Here is a 25,239-nt window from a genome sequence, read left to right as displayed (position 1 = left end):
GGCTCCAGTGAGTTCGGACTTACATTCCGAACTCTTTGAAGAAGTCATTGCCTTTGTCGTCGATCACGATAAAGGCGGGGAAATCTTCAACTTCAATTTTCCAAATCGCTTCCATCCCCAGTTCGGGATATTCCACGACCTCGACTTTCTTGATGCAGTCCTGAGCAAGGCGCGCAGCCGGTCCGCCTATCGAGCCTAGGTAAAACCCGCCATGGGTTTTACAGGCTTCACGCACCTGGCGTGAGCGGTTGCCCTTGGCAAGCATCACCATTGAGCCGCCAAAGCTTTGAAACTGATCAACGTAAGAATCCATTCGGCCTGCTGTTGTCGGACCGAAAGAACCGGAAGCCATGCCATCCGGTGTTTTAGCCGGACCGGCATAATAGATCGGATGGTCTTTAAAGTAATCCGGCATTTCCTCGCCAGCCTCAAGCCGTGCTCTGATTTTCGAGTGGGCGAGGTCACGCGCAACGATAATGGTGCCGGTTAGAGAAAGACGAGTCTTTACAGGGTGTTTTGACAGTTCTTCAAGAATTTGATTCATCGGTTGGGCAAGGTCGATTTTGACAACCGATCCGCCCAGATGTTCCTCGTCCACATCCGGCATATATTGTGCCGGATTGGTTTCCAACTGTTCGATGAACACACCATCCTTGTTGATTTTACCGAGTGCCTGACGGTCTGCGGAGCAGGAGACACCAAGGCCGATTGGCAAAGATGCACCATGGCGCGGCAAGCGGATAACGCGCACATCATGACAGAAATATTTCCCGCCGAACTGCGCGCCAATCCCCATTTGCTGGGTCATTTTGTGGATTTCTTTTTCCATTTCCAGATCGCGGTAAGCATGTGCTTCTTCTGATCCCTCAGTCGGCAATTCATCCAGATAGCGGGTCGAGGCCAGCTTGACTGTTTTAAGGTTCATTTCTGCTGACGTGCCACCGATAACGATTGCTAAATGGTATGGCGGACAGGCTGCTGTACCCAGAGTGAGGATTTTTTCGCGCAAGAACTCTGTCATACGGTCATGCGTCAGCAGTGAGGGTGTGCCCTGATAAAGAAATGTTTTATTGGCGGAACCGCCGCCTTTGGCAACAAATAGAAACTCGTATTCGTCAATGCCTTCCTCATAGATGTCGACCTGTGCCGGCAGATTGTTCTTCGTGTTCTTTTCTTCATACATCGACAAAGGCGCAAGCTGCGAATAGCGCAGATTTTTCTTCTCATAGGCATCACGCACACCTGCACCCAGCGCATCTTCATCGCCGCCTTCGGTCCAGACATTGCGGCCTTTTTTGCCCATGATGATAGCGGTGCCTGTGTCCTGACACATCGGCAGAACGCCGCCTGCGGCTATGTTGGCGTTTTTCAAAAGGTCGTAGGCAACAAAATGATCGTTTTCAGTGGCTTCAGGATCTTCGAGGATCGATGCAAGCTGTTTGAGGTGGCCCGGCCGCAATAGATGGTTGATGTCCGAAAATGCCTGCTCTGAAAGCATGCGTAATGCTTCAGGCTCGACGACCAGTGTTTCATTGCCGCGGAAATTATCAATCGATACGAATTTATCAGTTAGCTGGCGCCATTGAGTGGATCTTTTACCCAGCGGGAAGAGCTTGCTCATCTGTTTTTCCTAAAGAATTGCGATGGTCCGGTTTGTAAGGATTTGTGCGAAAATCGCAATCACCGGGATATAGGATTTTCTGCTTAGACCGCAAACGTTGACAAATAGCTGTTTATCACCCAGCCGTGCTGCGGATAGTAAAACGGCCCGTAACGGGCCGCTAATTTTTCAGGCATTTCTGGCTTCGGCAAATGTAACCAGCCGGCGTTTGTCTTCATCCCACAGTTGAAGTTTCACGCATTTCAGACTTTCGATAAATGTCAGACGGCGGATATCTGCCAGCGCAGGATTGTCTTTAAGTACCTGCGTAAGACGGTAAAACGGTATGCGACTGTAAAGGTGGTGAACATGGTGAATACCGATATTTGCTGTCAGCCATCTGAAAACCGGCGGCAAATCATAGTGTGAGCTGCCATAGAGCGCGGCTTCATGAAGTTGCCATTCATCGCCGTTTTCCCAAACTGTTTCTTCAAACTGATGCTGAATATAAAATAGCCAAACACCGATAGCAGCGGCCATGGCCGTGGTTGCGAAAAAGACCGTGAAAAACTCGGCAAAACCCATAATGTAAATCAACACCGCAGCGATCGCGACGATAGCCATATTCGTGCCCATTGCGCTGATCCAGTATTTTGCACCGGCGGTTAGAAACTGGAATGGCACGCGATTATCGAACATGAAAATATAAATGGGACCAATGACAAACAGCACCAGTGGATTACGATAGGCGCGGTATTTCAAACGTCCCCAAAATCCGCGTTCCGCAAACTCTTTCACGGTCAGCGTCTTGATGTCACCAATGCCGCGATTATCCAGATTTCCCGAAGATGCGTGATGCAGAATATGGCTTTGACGCCAGACATCATAAGGCGTGAGCGTCAGGACACCAAGAGCGCGTCCGACCCAGTCGTTCAGCTTTTTGTATCTAAAAAATGCGCCATGGCCGCAATCATGCTGAATAGCGAACAAACGGACAAGAAAAAACGCGGCAGGTATGCAAATGAGGACTGAAAGCAGAGGGCTTATCGAAAATGCAAACCAGGCGGCAAGCCACAGGCCGATGAACGGCACAAGTGTCCATGCGATTTCAAGTGTTGAGCGACCGTGATGCGGGTCTCTGTATTTTGCGAGTGTCCGCATCCAGTCAGCGGCAGGTTTATCGTCATGGCCGACGTTAAACGTCTCTGCACTTGGTAGTTGATTCATATCTTAAGCCCGATTGATTTTGTACTTGATGAACGGCTGAAACAATAAGTGCAATAGACGAAAAGTCACACGTGCGGCTTATGCCGCGTTAAAGCTGTGTAAAAACGTCAATTATTTAGTTGTTTATCAACGACAAAACGAGCTCAGGCGTCATTTCACTGTAGTGGGAAATAATCTTGTCTGGCTCAAATTCATCAACCGGTGAATCACAATAGCCAAAATCAACGGCTATCACTGGTATCGACGCGGCCTTGGCTGTTGAAAAATCAGTTGGCGTATCACCCACCATAATGGCCTGTTTTGCTGAGCCATGCGCCATCTCGATTGTTTTTAGCAGATGGTCCGGATGTGGCTTGCGTACTTTAAAAGTATCTTGTCCGGTTACAGCTTCGAACCATTGGCTCATATCGAGAGCATCCAGCAGTTTGTTTGCCAGCATCTCTGTTTTATTGGTGCACACGGCAAATTTAAAGCCGTTGTCTTTCAGCGTAGACATCGCATCAAGCATACCATCAAAAGGTTCGGACGATCCGGGCATGTTTTGCCCATAGAGCTTGATAAAGTCGTTTACCAAGAGGTCTAGTTTTTCATCCAGTAGATGCTTGCCTGCCATTTCATAGGCGCGGCTCAGCATGACACGGCTGCCAAAACCTACCTGAGGTCGCATCGCTTCGGCGTCTACCGCTTCAAGTCCTTCTGCCATGATAATATCATTGAGACAGCTTATAAGATCGGGTGCCGTATCGATAAGTGTCCCGTCGAGGTCAAACACGATGAGCGGAGCAGGGCTGTCCATGAATAATCCTAATATAAAGATGCGGTTGTTGTATGTGCCTATCCTAATAAACCAAAAAATGAAAAGTGATTTGCAGTATTGATTAGGTGTTTTCGCGGTTGGCGGGGGGGATTGCACATGTTATCGGACGATCTGACCTATCGTATGAGTGAGTGCTAAAGCAAATGTCACAACAGGCTATGAAAATTGAAGCGGCGCGTGCTGCGCTGGAATATGTTGACAATGGCATGCGCCTTGGCATTGGAACAGGTTCCACAGCAGAGGAATTTGTTAAACTTCTGGCCGAGCGGGTGAGTGAAGGGCTTGAAATTATTGGTGTGCCGACATCGGAACGCACTGCAAAACTTTGCACAGAGCTGGGCGTGCCTTTAACCTCGCTTGAGGAAACGCCGGAGCTGGATTTGACGATTGACGGCGCTGACGAGCTGGACGCAAATCTGTCATTGATAAAAGGCGGCGGCGGCGCATTGCTGCGCGAGAAAATTGTCGCCTTCGCATCAAAGAGAATGGTTGTTATCGCCGACGGTAGCAAAGTAGTCGATAAGCTCGGCGCTTTTCCTTTGCCTATCGAGATCAATGTTTTCGGATCAGGAGCGACAATAAAGGCGATTGAAGCTGCTGCGAAAAGATTGGAGCTTGCCGGTCCATTGAAAATTCGGGAAAACCGCGATGGCGACGAATTTAAAACAGATGGCGGACATTTGATCGTCGATGCATCATTCGGCCACATTTGCGACCCAGAGGCATTGTCAAACGCGCTGCATGCAATACCGGGAGTCGTTGAGCACGGTTTGTTTATCGGCTTGGCTGACACGGCTGTGGTTGCTCAGGAAAGCGGCGTTGAAATTAAAACAACTGCATTGTGAAAGCTCACAATGTTGACGGAACAGAGTATAGGAGCTGGGAAAATGAAGATTACCAAATGGGTTAAAGGTAGCATTATTGCTGCCGCAGTGACAGGTGCTGCGATGACTGCGTCGTTTGCGCAAGAGGTCTCTGAAAGCCATCTGGAAGCTGCCCGCAAAGCGATTACTGCCATTCAGGCGACAGAGCGTTTTGATGATATTCTACCGGGTGTGGCACTACGCATTACGAGCCAGTTGATCGCAAACAATCCGGATTTGGAACCGCAAATCAATGAAGTTGTCGATCAGGAAACACTTGCTCTTGTATCCCGTCGTGCAGATTTGGAAAGAGAGGCTGCGCTTGTTTATGCCAAGTCCATATCTGAAGAAGATTTAAATGCAATTGCAGAGTTTTATTCATCAAGCGCCGGTCAGGCTTTGTTGACTAACGGCGCCATCTTGGCGCGTGAAGTTCAACAATCTGCTGCTGTATGGCAGCGCGGTGTCGAGCGTGACCTGATGGAAAATGTGAATGCGAAACTTAAGGAAGTTGCGCCGCGTCCGGAAACAGAACAAACCGACGATGCAGCAGAGCCAAAAGCTGAATAACTATAAAATAAACTAAGAGTGATCGCTGATCGGTCCTCTTTGACCTTGTGAAAAGCTGCTTGTAACGCGATATGCTACGGGCAGCTTTTTTATTTGGAATATACTATGTCTGATTTTGATTTCGATTTTTTTGTTATTGGCGGCGGCTCCGGCGGTGTTCGTGCGGCACGAAGAGTAGGCGCTCTTGGAAAGAAAGTTGGCCTTGCAGAAGAGTACCGGATGGGCGGCACATGCGTTATTCGCGGCTGCGTTCCTAAAAAACTCTTTGTCTATGCTTCGCATTATCCGGAATATTTCGAAGATGCTGCCGGTTACGGGTTTTCTGTTGGCGAGACGTCTTTTGAATGGAAGACGCTTATGGCCAATAAGGACAAAGAAATCGCGCGTCTGGAAGGACTTTACCGCAAAGGCGTTGAAGGCAATGGCGTCGAGATTTTCGATAGCCGCGCGGTTCTGAAAGGGCCGCACGAAGTCTATTTGGAGGCCAGCGGCAAAACTGTTACGGCAGCTCAAATATTGGTAGCGACAGGCGGCAGCGCAAACCAGCACGAAGATTTGGATGGGCACGAACATTGCATCACCTCAAACGAGGCGCTGCATCTGGAAGAGTTGCCTAAATCGATCATTATTGCCGGTGCGGGATATATTGCTGTTGAGTTTGCCAATATTTTCCACGGGCTCGGCGTTGAAACAACGCTAATTTACCGCGGTGTTAAAATTCTCAGCGGCTTTGATGAAGATCTGCGCGATCATTTGCAGCAGACAATGATCGATAAGGGCATTAAAGTCATTCTGCATCAGGTTTTCTCAAAAGTAGAAAAGCGTGATGATGGCCGTCTGGATGCGACGCTATCTGATGGTGATGTGCTGACCGTCGATCAAATTATGCTTGGTCTAGGGCGCCATCCAAACACCAAAGGGCTTGGATTGGAGAAGGCCGGCGTTGAAACTAATCAGAAAGGCGCCATTGTCGTTGATGATTATTGCCGGACGAATGTGCCGCATATTTGGGCGGTAGGCGATGTGATTGACCGCGTGCAACTGACGCCCGTTGCTATTCATGAATCGATGTCACTGCTCCAGACCGCGTTTCTGGATAATCCGACAAAGCCGGATTACGACACGATCCCGACAGCCGTATTTTCGCAGCCGGAAATCGGCACTGTAGGATTGACGGAAGACCAGGCCGCAAACAAGTACAGTGAGCTTGAAGTTTACAAAACAACATTCCGCCCGATGAAAAATATTTTGCCCGGCCGCGAAGAAAAGATGATGATGAAGCTGATCGTTGATGCTGAAAGCCGAATTGTCGTCGGCGCTCATGTGATTGGTCCGGATGCCGGTGAGATGGCACAATTGCTTGGTATTTCGCTTAAAGCGCGCTGTACCAAGGATGATTTTGACGCGACGATGGCGCTTCACCCGTCCGCCTCAGAAGAACTTGTAACGATGTATGAGCCGACTTACCGCGTGAAAAACGGTGAACGTGTAAGCTAATGATGGAATGGGAAACTCTTGTCGAGCGGGCCGGTGAGGGCGATCTGATAGCCTATTTTGGCTATGGGTCGCTCGTTAATCCGGCAACGCACAGGACAAATGTATTACATTACGAACGCGCGCAATTGCGTGGGTTTACGCGGACGTGGCAGGAAAGACCTGACGAGAGTGACGAGCCTATCGCATTGCTTAGTTCAGCTCCTTCGTCCCGCGAAGATTTGTTGGACGGTCTTTTGGTTTTTGATTTTGCCGAAAATCTGCCCTTACTCGATGAGAGGGAAAGCGGCTATGACCGGCTTAACGTTGTTTCTCAGGATTTGACATTGCATGGCGATAAAGTGCTGCCTGAGATACCGCTTTATGTCTATTCAGGACGCGCGCCCTACAATGCTGACGAGCCGCATTACATATTGCAAAGCTATCTGGATGCTGTTCTTCAAGGCTATTTGCACCAATATGGTGAGGAGGGGGTTCATAATTTTATGAAGCGTACCGCCCGATTTGATACCGCTCTTTTTGCCGACCGTGCAGTACCGCGCTATCCGCGCAATGTTATACTGTCAGACAGCGAGCAATCGCTTTTCGATCACGTCACTTCTTTCATGCAGGTCATTAAGTCGCAATAAGTAGCCGCGACAAGTCTTTCTAAGTCGAATTGCGGGGTGACATCGTGGCAAGTTATGTTTTATAGCTCCGCAAGTTAATGTCGCATGAGGCGGCGCATTATAGGTTTTAAGATTATGGCAGACAAATGGACACCCGACAGCTGGCGCAGCAAACCAATCTTGCAGGTGCCAAATTATCCGGATCAGGAAAAGCTGGAAATCGTTGAGAAACGTCTTTCTACATTTCCACCACTTGTTTTTGCAGGCGAGGCGCGTTCGCTGAAAAGCCACCTTGCGGATGTTTGCGAAGGCAATGGTTTCCTTCTTCAGGGCGGCGATTGTGCCGAAGCATTTGCCGAGCATGAAGCCGACAATATTCGCGATTTCTTCCGCGTCTTCCTTCAGATGGCTGCCGTTTTGACATTTGGCGGTTCCAAGCCTGTGGTGAAAGTTGGCCGCATTGCCGGACAGTTCGCCAAGCCTCGTTCATCCGATATCGAGAAGAAAGATGGTGTCGAATTGCCGTCTTACCGTGGTGATATCATCAACGGTATCGGCTTTGATGAAGAGTCACGTATTCCTGACCCGGAGCGCCAGATTATGGCCTACCGTCAATCAGCGGCTACGTTGAACCTGCTGCGCGCCTTTGCGCAGGGCGGCTACGCTAATCTGGAAAATGTGCATCAATGGACAATGGGCTTTGTTGCCGACAGTCCTCAAGGCGCGCGTTATTCGGAACTGGCGGACCGTATTTCCGAAACCATGAAATTCATGGCGTCGATCGGTATTACGGCCGAACACCATTCCAAGCTGCGCGAGACAGAGTTCTTTACCAGCCATGAAGCGCTGTTGCTCGGCTATGAGCAGGCGATGACACGCACGGATTCAATGTCGGGCGATTATTACACCACATCCGGTCATATGATCTGGATTGGTGACCGCACTCGTCAGCTTGACCATGCGCACATTGAGTTCTGCCGCGGTGTCAAAAATCCAATTGGGCTGAAATGCGGACCGTCACTGGAAGCCGATGATTTGCTAAGGCTGATTGACCGCCTGAACCCTGAAAATGAGGCCGGGCGTCTGACGCTGATTGCACGTTTTGGTCATGATAAAGTCGAGCAGCATTTGCCGCAGCTCATCAGAGCCGTTGAAAAAGAAGGCAAGAAAGTTGTCTGGTCATGTGATCCGATGCACGGTAACACGATTTCTGCTGGCGGTTTTAAAACACGCCCATTCGACCGCGTACTTGGTGAAGTTCAGTCATTCTTTGATGTTCACCGTGCAGAAGGCACCTATGCCGGTGGTATGCATGTTGAAATGACCGGTAAAAATGTTACCGAATGTATGGGCGGGGCAAAAGCGATTACCGAAGCTGACCTGCAAGACCGTTACCACACGCACTGTGACCCGCGTTTGAATGCGGATCAGGCTTTGGAACTATCGTTCCTTGTTGCGGAACTATTGAAAAAAGATCGAGACAGCAACACGTCGAAAGTAGCTGTTAATGGCTGATCAGGTCGCAAATTAGACGAAATAACGAGGCCGCAGATGTTATTCTGCGGCCTTTATTTTTGGAGATATGCAAATGCCTAAAGGTTCGTGTCATTGCCGCGCTGTCTCATTTGAAGTTTCCGGAGAGCTTCGCAAAGTAATTTACTGTCATTGTGAACAATGCCGCAAACAGACAGGACATTTTGTGGCCGCAACAAGCGCACTCAATGACCATCTCACTATCCATAGTGAGGAGAATTTGACGTGGTATGCGGCTTCAGACAGCGCCAAGCGTGGCTTTTGTTCGCATTGCAGCTCCATACTCTTCTGGAGAGGCAATAACAGCGAGAAAACGTCGATCATGGCCGGTAGCTTTGAAAAACCGTCCGGACTGGTTGCCGACAGGCATATCTATGTTGCAGATAAAGGCGACTATTACGAAATTTGTGACGGATTGCCGACTTTTCCGCAATCCGATCTGATTTAGCGAACGATGATCATTGCGTTTGTCTGCATATAGTTGACAATCTGTCTTGTATTACATGACTTGTCGGAGCCATGGTCAGGGCGCACATTCTCCAGAGTAAGGAGAATATTGATGTCACATAATAGATATCCTGATGCTTTGTTTATTTCTCATGGTGCGCCTGACCTTGTTCTGGCTGACACAACGGCTGCGCGCTTCCTGAAAGACTATGGCAGCCAGGTTGAAAAGCCGGCGGCTTATGTGGTGGCGAGTGCTCATTTTGAATCAGATGAAATTTTGCTCACAGCGGATGCAGCGCCTGAAATGATTTACGATTTTGGCGGCTTTGACCGGCGATTAAATGCGTTGAGCTATGATGCGCCGGGCGCGCCAAAACTTGCTAAAGATGCTGCGCACGCTCTGACAAGTGCGGGCTATGAAGCGAAGGCAATTGAAAATCGCGGCTATGATCACGGTACCTGGGTGCCGCTTATGCTGCTTAACGCGGCCGCAGATGTGCCGGTTGTTCAAATCTCAGTTAGCCCCAACCGTGATGCAAAGTGGCACTTTGAGTTGGGCAAGGCATTGCGCTCTGTCCTTGCCGATGATGTTGCCATTATCGGGTCAGGCTCGTTTACGCATAATTTGCGCGCTGTATTTGGTGCAAACGGTCTGACAGAGCGCCACGCAGCAGCACCGGATTGGGTGATCGAGTTTGAACAATGGATGATAAAACATTTGGAAAACGGCGATGTTGATGCGCTCTTGGACTATCGCGCTCTAGCGCCTAATGCGCGGCAAAACCATCCGACAGAAGAGCATATTGCGCCGTTCTTTGCTGCGCTGGGAGCCGGACGTTTAAATAAAAGTCAGATGCTGCATGAAAGTCATGAGTTCGGGGCGTTGGCGATGAACGCATTTGCGTTTAATTAGGCTGCGCACACGATTGCGTGTCTTTAAAAGCCACGCTACATCCGTTTTATGGAAAATAATTCGACTCTCAACACATTGCGTATCGCCGTTGCCCAGCTAAACCCGACGGTGGGCGATATTGCCGGCAATTTGAAACTTGCTCTTGAAGCTTATCAGGACGCCAAACGTCACGGTGCTGATCTGGTGCTTTACCCTGAGCTTTTTATCTCTGGCTATCCGCCTGAAGATTTGGTGATGCGTCCAGCATTCCTTAGCGCTTGTGAGGCTGCGGTCGAGGACTTTGCAAAGGCAACCAATGACGGGCCGGGCGCTGTTATGGGAGTGCCGCTGTTTCGTGATGGCAAGCGCTATAACGCCGTTATGGTGATTGATGAGGGCGAAATCATTGCCGAGCGCTACAAGGTAGATTTGCCCAATTATGGCGAGTTTGACGAAAAGCGCGTTTTTAATGCCGGTGAAATGCCGGGGCCGGTTAATTTTCGCGGTGTGCGTATAGGCATTCCCATCTGCGAAGATATTTGGGGGCATCTGGGTGTTTGCGAAACACTGGCGGAAAGCGGCGCGGAAATATTATTGGTGCCGAACGGTTCGCCTTATTACCGCGGCAAAGTCGACATTCGTCATCAGGTCGTGATCAAGCAGGTTATCGAATCTGAATTGCCGATAATATATTGTGCTTTGCTGGGCGGGCAGGACGAACTTGTATTTGACGGTGCTTCCTTTGCGTTTAACGCTGACCGTTCGCTTGCTTTCCAGATGAGCCAGTTTGAAGAACAAACAAGTATTTCCACCTGGAAGCGCAAGGATGACGTCTGGGTGTGTACTGACGGTCCGCGTTCAAAAATTCCTGATGCGGAAGAGGCCGATTACCGCGCCTGCATGTTTGGCCTTCGTGATTATGTGAACAAGAACGGGTTTAAAAACGTCGTTCTTGGCATGTCGGGCGGTATTGATAGCGCGATCTGCGCCGCATTAGCGGTTGATGCGCTCGGTGAGGAGCGCGTGCGCTGCGTTATGATGCCTTACACCTATACGGCCAAAGAATCGCTCATTGATGCGGAAGCAGGCGCAAAAGCGCTTGGTTGCCGTTATGATGTGGTGCCGATTTTCGAGCCGGTGGAAGGCTTCACATCCTCACTTTCGGACATGTTTGAGGGTACCGAAGACGGTGTTACCGAGGAAAATCTGCAAAGTCGTACGCGCGGTACAATTTTGATGGCGATTTCCAACAAATTCGGGTCGATGGTTGTAACAACCGGCAATAAATCAGAAATGTCTGTTGGTTATGCGACGCTTTACGGCGACATGAATGGCGGCTTCAATCCGATCAAAGACCTTTACAAGATGCAGGTTTATGCGCTTGCGCGTTGGCGCAACACTCAAGTGCCCGCAACAGCATTTGGTCCGTCTGGTGAAGTTATTCCGCAAAACATAATCGACAAAGCGCCTTCTGCCGAACTGCGGCCGGATCAAACAGATCAGGATTCCCTGCCGCCTTATCCGGTGTTGGATGACATTCTGGAATGTCTTGTTGAAGGTGAAATGGGCGTCGACGAAATTGTCGAGCGCGGCCATGAGCGCGAATTGGTGCACCGCATTGAGCACTTGCTTTATATCGCGGAGTACAAACGCCGTCAGTCAGCGCCGGGGGTTAAAATCACCCGCAAGCAATTTGGCCGTGACCGTCGCTATCCGATAACAAACAGATTCAGAGATCGGACATAAGTGTCTATTTTTCAATTTCTTTCTAGTAATGCACGCTGGATCGGCGGCGCGTTTTTACTGACTTTCTTTTCATCCTTCGGACAAACGTTTTTCATATCGTTATCGGCAGGAGAAATTCGTAGCGAATATGGGCTGAGTCACGGTCAGTTCGGCTTTATTTATATGATTGCAACGCTGTGCAGTGCGCTGACATTGCCCTGGCTTGGTAAAATTGTTGACAGGTTCACACCGGCGCAAGTAACAATGATGATTGTTCCCATGCTGGCGCTCGGCGCGCTTGGAATGGCTTTTTCCACGCATATTGTTGCACTGATTTTAACAATTTACCTGCTCCGACTGTTTGGTCAGGCGATGATGACGCAAAATGCGCTGACTGCTACGGCGCGTTGGTTTGCCGCCAATAGGGGAAAAGCGGTTTCGCTGGTGACAATCGGCCACAATACGGGTGAGGCTGTATTTCCGTTTATTTTTGTATTTGTTGCCGGTGCCATTGGTTGGCGCAATAGCTGGATCTTGTGCGCTGCTGTGCTGATTTTCTTTGCTTTGCCGGTAATTACAAAGCTGGTATCGAAAGACCGTGAACGGCAGGCATCCGACCCGGAGCCGAAAGTGACAGCCGTGCGTGACTGGACACGGCCCGAAGCGCTGCGCGATGTTTTATTCTGGCTTTTACTGGTCGGCATGCTGGCACCGGCATTTATCGGCACCACGATCTTTTTCCATCAGGTTTACTTGGTTGAATTACGCGGCTGGTCTTTAACGGTGTTTGCATCGGCATTTTCTGTCATGGCCATTTTTACAATCGGGTTTGTTCTGATTGCCGGCGCGCTGGTTGACCGGTTTTCGGCGGTTGCTTTACTGCCGACCTTCCTCATTCCGCTATCATTGGCTTGTTTCGTGCTTGGCGGTGCCGATGCCCAGTGGTCGGCCTTTGTTTTCATGGCACTGCTTGGCACATCATACGGTTTTTCATCCACTTTGTTTGGTGCTGTGTGGCCGGAAATTTATGGTACAAAACATCTTGGCTCCATCAGGGCGATAACGGTTGCAATGATGGTGTTTATGACGGCGGCAGGGCCGGGGCTAACAGGCTGGCTGATTGATATTGGCGTATCTTACTCAAGCCAGATTATCGCAATGGGATTATATTGTGTTGTCGCCTGCGGTATCATGACTTTTGTTTCGCGCGCGCTTTTAAAACGCAATGCAACGGCATAGATCAATTCTGCTTGCAAAATTTTACATCCTTGGTTAGGCGACTTTTATGTCAGTTACAGTTAGATTTGCTCCTTCACCCACCGGTTTTATTCATATTGGCAATGTGCGTACCGCATTGTTCAATTGGCTGTATGCGCTAAAAAATGACGGTCAGTTCGTGCTGCGCTATGACGACACGGATATAGCGCGCTCAAAAGCGGAATATGCAGAGCAAATCGCAAAAGACTTAAACTGGCTCGGCGTTAAGCCGCACCGTGTCGAATATCAGTCCAAACGTATGGCAAATTACGATGAAGCCGCGCAAAGGCTCAAAGATGCCGGACTGCTTTACCCATGCTATGAAACGGCTGATGAACTGGAACGCCGCCGTAAAATCCGGCTTGGCCGAAAATTGCCGCCGCTCTATGGTCGCGAGGCGCTGAAGCTTACGGATGAGGAAAAAGCAGCGTTTGAAGCCGAAGGACGCAAGCCGCATTGGCGCTTTTTGCTACCTAATTTCGAAAATGATCCGTTCACGACTAAGCGTACTGAAATCGTGTTTGAAGACGCTGTTCGCGGCCGTCAGGCAGTTGATCTTGCTTCCATGTCCGACCCTGTGTTGATCCGCGAGGACGGCACCTATCTCTACACACTTCCGTCTGTGGTTGATGACATCGAAATGGGTGTTACGCATATTATTCGCGGTGATGATCACGTCACCAATACGGGCGCGCAGATTGCACTGTTTGAAGCCATGGGGGCAACAGCGCCGCAATTCGGTCACCACAATCTATTGACGACAATCAGCGGTGAGGGACTTTCCAAGCGCACGGGCGCGCTTTCCATCAAGAGCCTTGAAGAAGGCGGTTATGAGCCAATGGCGGTCAATTCGCTGGCGGTGCTGATTGGGACATCTGAAAATGTATCGGCTGTGCCTGATATGAAGGCCTTGGCTGAATTGTTTGATATTACATCGACAACGAAATCGGCAGCAAAGTTTGATCCTGCAGAACTGGACGGCCTCAATGAAACGCTGGTTCACGCCCTGACATTTGATGATGTCAAAGAGCGTCTGAGTGCTGCCGGTGTGGATGTTGCTGATGAGCGCGCAAAAGACTTTTGGACACTGATCGTCAAAAACCTGAAGAAAGTCTCTGATGCCGGTGACTGGTGGCCGATCATTGCAAACGGAAAAGCAAGCGATGCGGTTTTGGAAGGCGATGATCTGGAATTCGCAAGCGATGCATTTGATGCTTTGCCCGAAGGTCCGGTTGACAATCAGACATGGAAGCAGTGGACGGATGCGCTGAAGGCAAGTTCCGGTCGCAAGGGACGCGGACTATTCATGCCGCTGCGTATTGCGCTTACTGGACGCGCGTGGGGGCCGGAGCTTGCAGATCTATTGCCGCTTCTGGGTCGGGAAGAAATACTGGCCCGACGACCCTGACAGAGCGTTCATTGGCGCTTGCCATGATTTCCCCTTTGGTCTTTTGATTGATAAATTGCTTCATCGTTTCCGGCGTGATGCCGGTCTCGGCATTGGCGCGTGATTCAGCATCGGCAAACAGATTGGGGCGCTTGGTTGGTGCTGGCAGGCGTTCCAGCAAAGGATCGGCCTGTTTTTCTTCAGCCTTTTCATCCTCCAGACCTGTTGAAAGACCTACAGATGCAGGATCGGCTGCGCCACAACTGCAAGACGGGCTGCGTGTTTGGGTGCGGTATTTAAAGGCTGTCGGCAGCTCGGTGTAAGGCTTGCCTTCCAGCGAAACCATTTCCTCGCTTTGGGCTTCGGTACTGTTCTTATAGACAAACAATCGTGATTCTGTTGCGGGACATAAGGCATTGCATATTGCTTCATCGCGTTTGAAATCACTTTGTGAAGACGCATGTGAGACAGGGAAATAATAGCCGTCGCATGTACGCACGCACATGGTGCGGTATCCGCCGCCTGTAGGAATTGACGGCGTCAAAATCTGATTCTGATTTGTGTTGCGGTTCACAATCACCGACTTTCTGCGGTTATTGCCAGAGCCGTCGCAATTTAAGGCCGCGAGTTTACGTTTGATAAGGCGGCTTTGCCGGGTTGAACCACCGCGAAAACTCTCGCGCTTGCGAATGAGTGCTTTGTAGTTGGCGTTCATTTTGCGCAATGTGGCTGACATTGCACGGCATTGTCTGCTGTTTGACGATCTGCAATTTGCACGGCGCATATCGCGTTTGACATACCAGATTTCGGTGCTCTGACGCTCGGCTGCCGCATCATATTTGGCGTAATTGCTGGAGCCACCGCTCAAGGATGATAATTGCCGCTGCAAAATAGAACATTGTCGCGCGTTGGCATTTGCATCTGACACAGGCACAGAAATGAGCGTTGCAAGCACGACAACAAAGGCCGCGAAGCGCCCTATGAATGTCAACAATGAAGCTCTTGTACCCAGCAATTTATACTACGCCTCAACCATATGAATGCCATCAAACTGCGCGTTTTCTATCAGGAAAAAACGCGCATATGATTAAAATTGCAGTAAAATGCGTATCAAACCCGAAAGCCTGATGATAGCGTTAATTTTTTATTGCGTCCATTTACCTGGCAGCAGAGGCCTGCTGTTGTGCAGCTTCAACGGCAGCAATAGCTGTCATATTCACCACGCCTCTTGAGGTCACGGAGGTTGTGATCACATGGGCAGGGCGGGCGACACCTAGCAAAATCGGACCGACATGAAGTGAGTCAGTCATGGATTTCACGGCATTGAGCGTGATGTTGGCCGCGTCCAGATTCGGGAAAACAAGAAGATTGGCTTCACCTTCCAGAAGAGAGTGCTGGAATACCCGTTCACGCAATTCCGGCACTAATGCACTGTCTGAATGCATTTCGCCATCAGCCATGATTTCCGGTGCGATTTTATGCAATATTTCGGTAGCGCGGCGCATTTTACTTGCCGATTCCGAAGGCCGCGAGCCAAAGTTGGAATGGGACACCAGGGCTGCTTTCGGCTCAACGCCAAAGCGGCGAATTTCTTCTGCCGCAAGAATTGTCATCTCCGCCAGTTCTTCAGCGCATGGATCAAGCGACACATAGGTGTCGGTATAGAATGTCAGGCCGCGCTGCGAAATAAGGATTGATAGTGCGGATAGATCACGTGCACCTTCTTTCATGCCAACAATCTCGCGCACAGAGCGCAAGTGACGTTCATAGCGGCCTTCAAGACCACACAGCATCGCATCGGCATCGCCGCGCATAAGAGCGAGAGCCGAAATGGTTGTTGCGTTTGTGCGTACCAATGTGCGGGCAACAAAAGGTGTGACGCCTTTTCTTCCGGCAATGCGAATAAGATCATCCACATAATCACGGTAACGCGGGTCGCTATGCGGATTGATCAGTTCAAAGTCACGCTCAGGGCGGATACGAAGGCCAAAGCGTTCAAGGCGGGCCGTGATCACTTCCGGACGGCCAACAAGGATAGGCTGCGCGATCTTGTCTTCGATAACGATCTGCGCGGCACGCAATACGCGCTCATCTTCACCCTCGGCATAGATAACGCGCTGCATAGGCGCGGCCTGCGCTGCCGCAAAGATTGGCTTCATTGCCAGACCGGAGCGGAACACAAAGCGGTTCAGCCTGTCCATATAGGCTTCATGATCCGTAATCGGACGGGTTGCAACACCGCTGTCTTCGGCTGCTTTGGCAACTGCGGGCGCGATGCGTAAAATCAAGCGCTGATCAAATGGTGACGGGATCAGATATTCCGGTCCGAAGGTCGGCGTTTCACCCGAATATGCACGGGCTGCAACATCGGACGGTTCTTCGCGTGCAAGCTGGGCAATGGCACGCACCGCCGCCATTTTCATTTCCTCGTTGATCGCCGTTGCGCCGACATCAAGCGCACCGCGGAAAATGTAAGGGAAACAAAGAACATTGTTGACCTGATTGGGGAAATCGGACCTGCCTGTACAGATCATCGCATCAGGGCGGGCCGCTCTTGCCTGATCTGGCATGATTTCCGGTGTCGGGTTGGCCAAGGCCATGACAAGCGGTTTTTCAGCCATTGATTTTAGATATTCGGGCTTCAGAACGCCGGCGGCAGATAGTCCGAGGAAAACATCTGCGCCCTCAATGGCCTCGGCCAATGTGCGTTTATCGGTTTCGCGCTCGAACAGGCATTTCCATCTGTCACACGGAATAGGCCGGCCTTTATAGACAACACCATCAATGTCGGTGACCATGATGTTTTCGTAGGGCGCGCCAAGCTCAACAAGTAGATTCAGACAGGCTAGAGCAGCAGCACCAGCGCCGGACGTAACGATTTTGGCTGTTTTAATGTCTTTACCGGCAAGTTCGAGACCGTTGAGAATAGCCGCCGCCACAATAATGGCCGTGCCATGCTGATCATCATGAAAAACAGGAATTTTCATCTGTTTGCGAAGTTGTTCTTCAACCTCGAAACATTCCGGCGATTTAATATCTTCCAGATTAATGCCGCCGAAAGTCGGTTCCAGAGATTTGGTGACCTGAACCATCGTGTCGACATCCGGTGCGTCGATTTCAATATCGAATACATCAATACCGGCAAATTTCTTGAACAGGACGGCCTTGCCCTCCATCACCGGCTTAGATGCCAGTGCGCCAATATTGCCGAGCCCGAGAACGGCCGAGCCATTGGAAACCACGCCGACAAGATTGCCGCGTGCTGTATAATCGGCCGCTTTGTTTTCGTCTTTTGCGATCTCAAGGCATGGAGCTGCGACACCGGGCGAATAGGCCAATGCCAAATCGCGCTGGTTGCCGAGCGGCTTGGTGGCTTGAATTTCCAGCTTTCCGGGCTGCGGATATCGGTGGTAGAAGAGCGCGCTTTCCTCAAAATCGGAGAGTTTCTTTTCTTGCTCATCTTTATCTGACATGGCCGTATCCTGAATCCGTTGGAACAATAGTGTTAGTGAAGCACATCACTGCGGTCGAGCGTCATTAATGCGAAACACTTTATCTGAAAATTAAAAAGCGCTCGGGTAAACACCGCCATCCAGAAGGATGTTCTGACCCGTCATATAACCTGCGTGAGCCGACGCTAAAAATGCTGCCGTTGCGCCAAACTCTTCAATGGTTCCAAAACGTTTGGCCGGAATCATCGCCATTTGATTTGCTTTCTCAACATCAGCCTCAAGGCCTTTTTTGTCGGCTGCAAAAACAATTGTATTGCGGATACGGTCAGTATCAAACTTTCCTGGCAAGATGTTGTTTATCGTAACGTTTTTATCAGCGACGGAACGGGCAATTCCCGCCAAAAATGCTGTCAGGCCCGCGCGGGCGCCGGACGAAAGGTCAAGGCCCAAAATCGGGTTGTAAACAGACAGGGATGTGATGTTGATTATACGTCCGAATTGACGTTCTGCCATGCCGTCGACGACACGTTGCATCAGTTCGATCGGGGTTACCATATTTTGCGTTACGCCCTGCAAAATGGCTTCACGGTCAAGCTCTCTGAAATCTTTAAGCGGTGGCCCGCCATTATTGTTGACAAGAATATCCGGCTCGGGACAGGCCTTCAGCAAGGCATCTTGAGTTTCGTGGTCAGAAACATCGCCCAGAACCACGTTTACCTCGACGCCTTTGGCACGAAGTTCTTCGGCAGTTGCATGGGTGATTTTTTCGTCGCGGCCATTGATCGTTAAATCAACACCGGCATCGGCCAGATTGAGTGCGCAGCCTTTGCCAAGGCCCCGGCTGGAAGCGCAAACGATTGCCTTGCGGCCTTTGATACCTAGATCCATTTTTCTCTCCCGGTTTTATCCCCACAGCGATGGTGTTGGGGGTGATACCGTACTGCCAAAATAGTTCAAGGCTGGACTACGGTCTTTTGCCAATAATAATGGTCCATCAAGATCAACAAATTCCGCATCCTGCGCAAGCAGCACGGCAGGTGCCATTGCAAGTGATGAACCGACCATGCAGCCGACCATGATGCCAAAGCCCAGTTCGCGGGCCTGATCACGCAGTTTTAGCGCTTCGGATAAGCCGCCGGTCTTATCCAGCTTGATGTTCACGAAGTCATATTTACCGCGTAAATTGCCAAGCTCCTCACTAGTGTGAATGCTTTCATCGGCGCAGATTGGCACCGGATGGGGGATGTCGAGCAATATATCATCATCACCGGCTGGCAAGGGTTGCTCGATAAGGGCGATCTTCAAGCGTGAAGCTTCGCGCATCATTTGTGCGAATATATCGCTGGTCCATGCTTCGTTCGCATCGATAATGATACGTGAATTTGGCGCATTGGCCGTTACCGCATGCATGCAGGCAATGTCATTGTCGCCGCCAAGCTTGATTTTAATGACGGTCCGGTGCGAGGCAGCGCGCGCTGCATCCGCCATTCGGCCGGGCGTGTCGAGCGAAAGAGTAAACGCTGTTTCCACAGGGCGCGGTGCCATACGGCAGATCTGATCTGCAACTGGCTTGCCTGTGGATTTGGCTTTCCAGTCCCATATCGCGCAATCCAAAGCGTTACGGGCAGCACCCGGTTTGAGGTGTGTGACTTGCTCTTCGATTTCGTCTATTTCGCCGGACTTGATGGCCTCAATTTGCGCGAATACGCTGTCCATATCCTCATTGTAGCGGTTGTATGGCACGCATTCGCCTCTGCCGATCGTTTCGCCTTGCTCGATTTGACAAAGGATGACCTCTGCCTCTGTTTTGGCGCCGCGTGAAATTCTGAATTCACCACGAATAGGATAGCTTTGTTTTTCAATATTTATTTTAAGCATGATCAATTCACCGGTAGGCTTCACCAAATAATTATAGAATATATAGGAAAACGAATGCGAGTGTGTCTTTCGGGTTGCAGACAAGTTTTTGTTAACACTTTAAGAACAACAGCATGACTCGAAGCAAAAGTGCAATCTTAAAGAAAGGCTCGGCAATCTCATCATTGTCTGATGATGAAGTGCGCCTGCCGTCTTTTTCAGAGAATACGGAAGGCGGAACCCATACGATCGTTCTTGACGGTGTTTGGGCGACCCATAGTGTCGGCACGATTGACAAGAAGTTCAAGGCGATCAAACTGCCTAAAGATGCTGACCGGTTTGTTATCGATTGCGGCGATATCACGATGCTGGATACCGCCGGCGCATGGATGATCGCGCGGTTAAAGCTCCGTATTCAAGGAGCAGGCACCGAAGTAGACGTTCACAATCTTGGTGAAAACAATACGATTTTGTTCGATGCGGTCATGCATGCCGTCACCAATGATGAGAGTGATGTTGTCAAACCGGCACCATTTAAGTTCTCCGGAATTCTACCGGGCATTGGCAAGCTTTCCTATGCGTTCGTTGCAGACTTCCTGTCGGCAATGAACCTGCTGGGTGCCGCTGTGCGCGGCTCACAAATGAAGTCGGGGCAGGGCCGGCGCATGTCATTGGCACCGGTTGCCAATCAAATTGACAAAATGGGCGTTGGTGCCATTCCGATTATTGTTCTCATGAGCGTAATCATGGGCGCGATCATTGCGCAGCAGGGCGCGTTTCAGCTTCGTTATTTCGGTGCTGAAATTTTCGTCGTCGATCTGGTCGGTATCCTGGTTCTGCGCGAAATCGGCGTTATTTTAACGGCGATCATGATCGCTGGCCGGTCGGGCAGCGCCATCACGGCTGAAATAGGCTCGATGAAAATGCGCGAGGAGGTCGATGCACTTAAAGTGATCGGATTGAACCCGATTGGCGTATTGATACTGCCGCGTTTGATCGCGCTTGTTATCTCATTGCCTCTATTGACGTTCGTCGCCAATATGGCGGCTTTGGGCGGTGCAATGATCGTGGCGCAAACTTATTCCGGTATCTCGCCGGATGCTTTTTTGGCGCGTGTGCGTGAAGCTGTTGATTTAACGAGCTTTTTTGCAGGCGTCATCAAAGCACCATTTATGGCGATCATTATCGGAATCATTGCTTCAGTTGAGGGCATGAAAGTTGGAGGAAGTGCGGAATCGTTAGGCCGAAGGGTTACATCATCTGTTGTAAAATCCATCTTTGTTGTGATTGTCGTGGATGGCCTGTTCGCAATCTTTTTCGCAGCGGTGAATTTCTAAATGGCTGACAAGAATAATATAGCCCTGTCCGTTCGCGATGTGCATGTTCAGTTTGGTGACCATGTCGTGCTGCACGATCTTGATCTGGATGTTTACGCCGGTGAAATTTTGGGATTTGTCGGCGGTTCGGGCACCGGTAAATCTGTTTTGATGCGTGCTGTGTTAGGCCTTAACCAGCGCCAGAAGGGGCAGATCAAATTCTTTGGCCACGACATTGATGCGGCTGATAATGACACCCGTCTCGCCATTGATATGCGTATGGGTGTGCTGTTCCAGCATGGTGCGCTGTTTTCCTCGCTGACTGTGGCTGAAAATATCGAAGTGCCGATGCACGAATATTTATCAATGCCGAAAAGCCTCATGCGTGAACTCGCTTTGCTAAAGATGGAGCTTGTCGGTTTAAAGCGAAGCGATGCGCACAAAATGCCGTCTGAACTGTCTGGCGGTATGATCAAGCGGGCCGCCTTTGCACGCGCACTGGCGCTTGATCCCAGCATTGTTTTCCTTGACGAACCAACGTCAGGGCTTGACCCTATTGGTGCTGCAGAGTTCGATGCTTTGATTGCAAAGCTGCGCGATACGCTGGGTCTGACGGTTTATATGGTGACGCACGATCTGGACAGTTTGTTCTCTGTTACGGACAGGATTGCCGTGCTGGGGCAAAAAAAAGTTATCGCTGTTGGCGATCTGGAATATATGCTTGCCCAAGATGATCCCTGGATACAATCCTACTTCAAGGGTGAGCGGGCACGTACAATTCCTGCATTTGATAAGGCGCAGCGCAAAATGCAGTCAAATAATTCTCAGTTAGCGAGCCAGTAAATGGAAACTAAAGCAAATTATACACTTGTTGGTTTGTTCACTGTCGCGGTTTTCGCGGCCTCGTTTGCTTTTGTGTTTTGGATTGCACGGTCCGGCGGCGGGGAAGAGCAGACCGATCTTGATGTGGTGATTGAAGGGTCTGTTACAGGTTTGAGCGTTGGCAGCCCTGTACTTTTTAACGGTATCAATGTTGGTAAGGTGACAAATTTGCGCTTTGACCCGACCAACCCGCGCATCGTGATTGCGCGCTCGCGTGTTCGCGCGAATTTGCCAATTACGCCTTCGACAAAGGCGATCCTTGGCTTTACCGGTTTGACAGGTATTGCCCACATCGAGTTTGAAGGCGGCGATTTTAATGAAATGACCGTTTTTCAGGCCGCGGAAAATGAGGGCGGTGTTGCAACAGTGACAGCCGATCCGTCTGCGGTGAACAATTTGCTTGTCACGGCGCAAGATATTTTTGACCGCACGGACAGTGTTTTAAGCGAACTGGAAGGCTTTGTTGCGGATGCGCGTGGTCCATTGACACAAACACTCGCCAACACAGCCAAACTGACAGATGCGGCGGCTAAAAACACAGATAAAGTCGAACGCTTTATGACAAGCATGGGCGATCTTGGAACCACCTTGGAAGAGGTTTCCGGTGATATGAGCAGTCTGCTTCAAAGTGCCAACAACCTTGTCGCCTCTGTTCCGCCAGAAGATGTGCAGGCCATTGTGGCAAATGCCAAGGGCGTTACCGAAAACCTCAACAAAATGTCGAATGATCTGAGCGGTGTTGGCAGTTCAGTTACAGCGCTGGTTGATGCTTATGCGGGAACAGGCCCCAAGGTTGATGAAATTGTCAGCCAGTTGAAAGACATAACCGCTGCTATCAAATCCGAGGATATAGACCGGGCAGTTAGTGGATTTGCTGACGCCGGCACAGAAATTCAAAAAGCAGCTAAGGAAGTAAGCACGCTAACAGACGGGCTGGGCGAAAACCGCAAGGAAATTGAAACGATCCTTGCCAATGCATCGCAGATGGCGGAACGTCTCAATGCCGCATCCGTTAGGGTTGATGGTGTTCTGGCAAAGGTTGACGGGTTTCTGGGCGACGGATCGGCTGAAAATGTCATGGAAAATGTCGATGAAACTTTGACTGCCTTCCGTGCTGTTGCTGATACGCTCAATGCGCGCCTTGGAACGATAACGGCGGGTCTTGAGAGATTTTCTGGACGGGGACTGCGCGATGTTGAGGCTTTGGTTGCCGAAACACGACGCTCCATCAACCGGATTGAGAGCGCGATCTCGTCGCTGGAGCAAAACCCGCAGCGCCTGTTGTTTGGCGGTGAAGGTGATGTGAAACGTTTTGACGGTACGCGTCAGCGTCGATAAGTAAGGTTCAAAGTGATGCGGCGCAGATCGCATGCTTGGCGTTAAAGGGTTGGTTGGGTAATGACACATTCGGTTTTTGGGAAACGATTTTTGCGAGGCGCATTAAGCGCGATCGGCATAGGTTTGCTGAGCGGATGTGCTGCAATCGGTGGCCAGAAAGCTATTTCCGATACTTTCGAGCTATCTGCTGCGGAAGTCACCAACGCCCAATCCGTGCGCCGTGGCTCCCAGATATTGATTGTTGAGCCTGCCGCTCTCAAAGCGCTTGATTCAGAAAACATTGTTATTGAAACCTCTGGGCTTACAATTCAGTACCTTTCCGAGGCGCAGTGGAGCGACCGCTTGCCGCGCGTTGTCCAGCAAAAACTGGCCACAGCGTTTGACAGTTCAAACAAATTTGCAGGTATTGGTTTGCCCGGTCAGGGACTGGCGATTGACTACCAACTGATCACAGAAATCAGGGCATTTGGTATTGTCGCCTCAAGCAATCAGGCAAAGGTCACGATTGCGGTAAAACTGCTTAATGACCGGACCGGTAATGTCATTGCCAGCCAGACCTTCTCATCGGCTGCCAATGCAGGGTCAAGCGCCTCCAATGACTATGTGCGAGCGCTGGATACAGCCTTTACCGATGTCAGCGAAAAAATGGTTGTTTGGGTTACAACCAAAATCTAAATGCATATAAAACTAGAATAAAAAGGCCGGCTCGCATGACTGCAGCCGGCCTTTTTATGATTTGAAGCAATGCCTTATTTCAGGCGACCACTTGCATGGGCAAGCATGGTATACACTTTACCCGTGTCCGATGTCAGATAGCTAAGGGCCATTGTGCCATCACGGTCATTGCGGCTTACATCATCAATCAGACGTTCAAAGTCAGCAATATAACGGTCTACCGTGTCGGCAAATGTCCGGTCATTGTCATAACGCTGCTTCATATCCTCAAAGGTTTTCTGTCCGCGCAGCGTATAAAGGCGGCGTGTAAACACATTGCGTTCGCCGCGGCGATAGCGGTCCCAAAGATCAACAGAAGCCTCATGGTCAATGGCACGGGCAATATCCGCTGACAAAGTATTCAGCGTATCACCTTTGGGTGCGCTCGCTGGTTTTGCCGAAGACCGAGACGAGGATTGTGTCGGTCCTGCCTCAGGCAAGTCGCCTTCCTGCGATGCACGGCGTAGCAAATCGCTGACCCAGCCGTTCGAACTTGACCTGTCACTGGATGAGCTAGGTGCAGTATTCACTGTACCGCGCAACTGGGGCTGTGATGCCTGTGCCCGCGCTGGCGCCTGTGCCGGTTTTGCGGCCGGAGCAGAGTTGCGGCGTGTAACCTCGGCAGGCGCTGTATTAGTAGCGCTCGCCGAGGCCAAAGCCTTTTTTCCGCGGGACCCTCCATCACCGACGTCAAACGCACGCCCGGAATCCTCCACGATACGTGAGAGATCTTTCAATGCCTTGATTTGCTCGGATACGGCCCGGCGCATCGCATTGGCTGACTCGCGGGTTTCGTCCGGCAGCGCCATAACGCCTTTGCGGACTTCATCGCGGGTATTGGTCAATTCATCACGCATTTCCGATGATACACGGCGCATATCCGAGGTTGCTTCATCAAAGCGGCTCATCGCTTCTTCTGCGGTCTGGCGAATTGAATGGGCCAGACTGTCTGTTGAGGTCAGCGCACGTTTTTCGATTGTCTCAAGTGTTGAGGTTATCACGTCTTCAAACGAGCGCATCAGTGTTTGAATTTCCTCAGACTTCCCAACTAGTCCGTTGGACAAGCTTTCGAGTGCATTGCGGCGTTCTTCAAGTGTTGACGACAAATTGTCCTGCGCAGAACCCAGCAAAGTAGAGGCCTGTTCAAGGACATTGCCATGCTCGTTAAAGCGCGATGCGATTGACGCAACGTTTTGCAATGTCTTGGTCGAAACGTCGTCCAGCTTGTTGGTGTTTGTCGTCAGCAACGAGACAGACTGT

General features: G+C 50.4%; 21 protein-coding genes. 14 read left to right on the top strand and 7 right to left on the bottom strand.

Annotated elements, in window-relative coordinates:
- Positions 1-19: 19 nt before the first annotated feature.
- The 3 genes from SU32_RS11015 to SU32_RS11005 form a co-directional block, all read right to left on the bottom strand.
- Positions 20-1,621 (bottom strand): fumarate hydratase, encoded by a 1,602-nt coding sequence (locus SU32_RS11015; RefSeq protein ID WP_053999422.1) that lies wholly within the window; start codon positions 1,619-1,621, stop codon positions 20-22.
- A gap of 168 nt (positions 1,622-1,789) precedes the next feature.
- On the bottom strand, positions 1,790-2,827 hold the full coding sequence (locus SU32_RS11010; protein ID WP_053999421.1) for a fatty acid desaturase: 1,038 nt from the start codon (positions 2,825-2,827) through the stop codon (positions 1,790-1,792).
- Between the two features lie 115 nt (positions 2,828-2,942).
- Positions 2,943-3,623, bottom strand: a complete 681-nt coding sequence (locus SU32_RS11005) for an HAD family hydrolase (protein ID WP_053999420.1) — start codon at positions 3,621-3,623, stop codon at positions 2,943-2,945.
- 164 nt (positions 3,624-3,787) lie between these two features.
- Between SU32_RS11005 and rpiA the strand changes: the two genes are divergently transcribed.
- From rpiA to gltX, 10 genes are all read left to right on the top strand, one after another.
- Positions 3,788-4,489, top strand: coding sequence for a ribose-5-phosphate isomerase RpiA (gene rpiA / locus SU32_RS11000; protein WP_053999419.1), 702 nt, complete (start codon positions 3,788-3,790; stop codon positions 4,487-4,489).
- 42 nt (positions 4,490-4,531) lie between these two features.
- Entirely contained in the window at positions 4,532-5,077 is a 546-nt protein-coding gene (locus SU32_RS10995; RefSeq protein ID WP_053999418.1) for a DUF2059 domain-containing protein, read from the top strand.
- 105 nt (positions 5,078-5,182) lie between these two features.
- The gene (gene gor, locus SU32_RS10990) at positions 5,183-6,574 is read left to right on the top strand and encodes a glutathione-disulfide reductase (RefSeq protein WP_053999417.1); all 1,392 of its coding nucleotides are present in this window, start codon (positions 5,183-5,185) and stop codon (positions 6,572-6,574) included.
- Positions 6,574-7,200, top strand: coding sequence for a gamma-glutamylcyclotransferase family protein (locus SU32_RS10985; protein WP_053999416.1), 627 nt, complete (start codon positions 6,574-6,576; stop codon positions 7,198-7,200). The genes gor and SU32_RS10985 overlap by 1 nt, the downstream gene beginning before the upstream one ends.
- Before the next feature lie 114 nt (positions 7,201-7,314).
- The gene (locus SU32_RS10980; RefSeq protein ID WP_053999415.1) at positions 7,315-8,694 is read left to right on the top strand and encodes a class II 3-deoxy-7-phosphoheptulonate synthase; all 1,380 of its coding nucleotides are present in this window, start codon (positions 7,315-7,317) and stop codon (positions 8,692-8,694) included.
- Between the two features lie 73 nt (positions 8,695-8,767).
- Positions 8,768-9,160, top strand: coding sequence for a GFA family protein (locus SU32_RS10975; RefSeq protein ID WP_053999414.1), 393 nt, complete (start codon positions 8,768-8,770; stop codon positions 9,158-9,160).
- A 111-nt stretch (positions 9,161-9,271) separates the two neighbouring features.
- Positions 9,272-10,072 carry a DODA-type extradiol aromatic ring-opening family dioxygenase gene (locus SU32_RS10970; protein ID WP_053999413.1) on the top strand — a complete coding sequence of 267 codons (801 nt, stop codon included), beginning with the start codon at positions 9,272-9,274 and terminating at the stop codon, positions 10,070-10,072.
- Positions 10,073-10,120: 48 nt separating this feature from the next.
- Positions 10,121-11,797 (top strand): NAD+ synthase, encoded by a 1,677-nt coding sequence (locus tag SU32_RS10965; RefSeq protein ID WP_053999412.1) that lies wholly within the window; start codon positions 10,121-10,123, stop codon positions 11,795-11,797.
- A complete protein-coding gene (locus tag SU32_RS10960; protein WP_053999411.1) occupies positions 11,798-13,015 on the top strand; it encodes an MFS transporter in 1,218 nt (405 codons plus the stop codon).
- Positions 13,016-13,061: 46 nt separating this feature from the next.
- Entirely contained in the window at positions 13,062-14,441 is a 1,380-nt protein-coding gene (gene gltX, locus SU32_RS10955; RefSeq protein ID WP_053999410.1) for a glutamate--tRNA ligase, read from the top strand.
- On the opposite strand, the gene SU32_RS10950 is transcribed toward gltX, so the two are convergent.
- The 4 genes from SU32_RS10950 to dgcA form a co-directional block, all read right to left on the bottom strand.
- Positions 14,359-15,435: a DUF2865 domain-containing protein gene (locus SU32_RS10950; RefSeq protein ID WP_053999409.1), complete on the bottom strand. Its 1,077-nt coding sequence runs from the start codon at positions 15,433-15,435 to the stop codon at positions 14,359-14,361. The genes gltX and SU32_RS10950 overlap by 83 nt on opposite strands.
- A gap of 142 nt (positions 15,436-15,577) precedes the next feature.
- Entirely contained in the window at positions 15,578-17,893 is a 2,316-nt protein-coding gene (locus SU32_RS10945) for an NADP-dependent malic enzyme (RefSeq protein WP_053999408.1), read from the bottom strand.
- A gap of 90 nt (positions 17,894-17,983) precedes the next feature.
- Positions 17,984-18,760, bottom strand: coding sequence for an SDR family oxidoreductase (locus SU32_RS10940; RefSeq protein ID WP_053999407.1), 777 nt, complete (start codon positions 18,758-18,760; stop codon positions 17,984-17,986).
- A gap of 15 nt (positions 18,761-18,775) precedes the next feature.
- Positions 18,776-19,750: an N-acetyl-D-Glu racemase DgcA gene (gene dgcA, locus SU32_RS10935; protein ID WP_053999406.1), complete on the bottom strand. Its 975-nt coding sequence runs from the start codon at positions 19,748-19,750 to the stop codon at positions 18,776-18,778.
- 113 nt (positions 19,751-19,863) lie between these two features.
- On the opposite strand from dgcA, the gene SU32_RS10930 reads away from it, so the two are divergent.
- Genes SU32_RS10930 through SU32_RS10915 form a run of 4 tightly spaced genes read left to right on the top strand, consistent with a single transcriptional unit; the run spans position 19,864 to position 23,940 of the window.
- Positions 19,864-21,066 carry an MlaE family ABC transporter permease gene (locus SU32_RS10930; RefSeq protein WP_082376651.1) on the top strand — a complete coding sequence of 401 codons (1,203 nt, stop codon included), beginning with the start codon at positions 19,864-19,866 and terminating at the stop codon, positions 21,064-21,066.
- Positions 21,067-21,888, top strand: a complete 822-nt coding sequence (locus SU32_RS10925; RefSeq protein ID WP_053999405.1) for an ABC transporter ATP-binding protein — start codon at positions 21,067-21,069, stop codon at positions 21,886-21,888.
- Entirely contained in the window at positions 21,889-23,265 is a 1,377-nt protein-coding gene (locus SU32_RS10920; RefSeq protein ID WP_053999404.1) for an MlaD family protein, read from the top strand.
- 60 nt (positions 23,266-23,325) lie between these two features.
- Positions 23,326-23,940 carry an ABC-type transport auxiliary lipoprotein family protein gene (locus tag SU32_RS10915; RefSeq protein WP_053999403.1) on the top strand — a complete coding sequence of 205 codons (615 nt, stop codon included), beginning with the start codon at positions 23,326-23,328 and terminating at the stop codon, positions 23,938-23,940.
- The last annotated feature ends 1,299 nt before the right edge of the window (positions 23,941-25,239 follow it).

This window comes from Ahrensia marina (assembly GCF_001293565.1).
Lineage (GTDB): Bacteria > Pseudomonadota > Alphaproteobacteria > Rhizobiales > Rhizobiaceae > Ahrensia > Ahrensia marina.
This window is presented reverse-complemented; position numbering and strand designations above follow the sequence as displayed.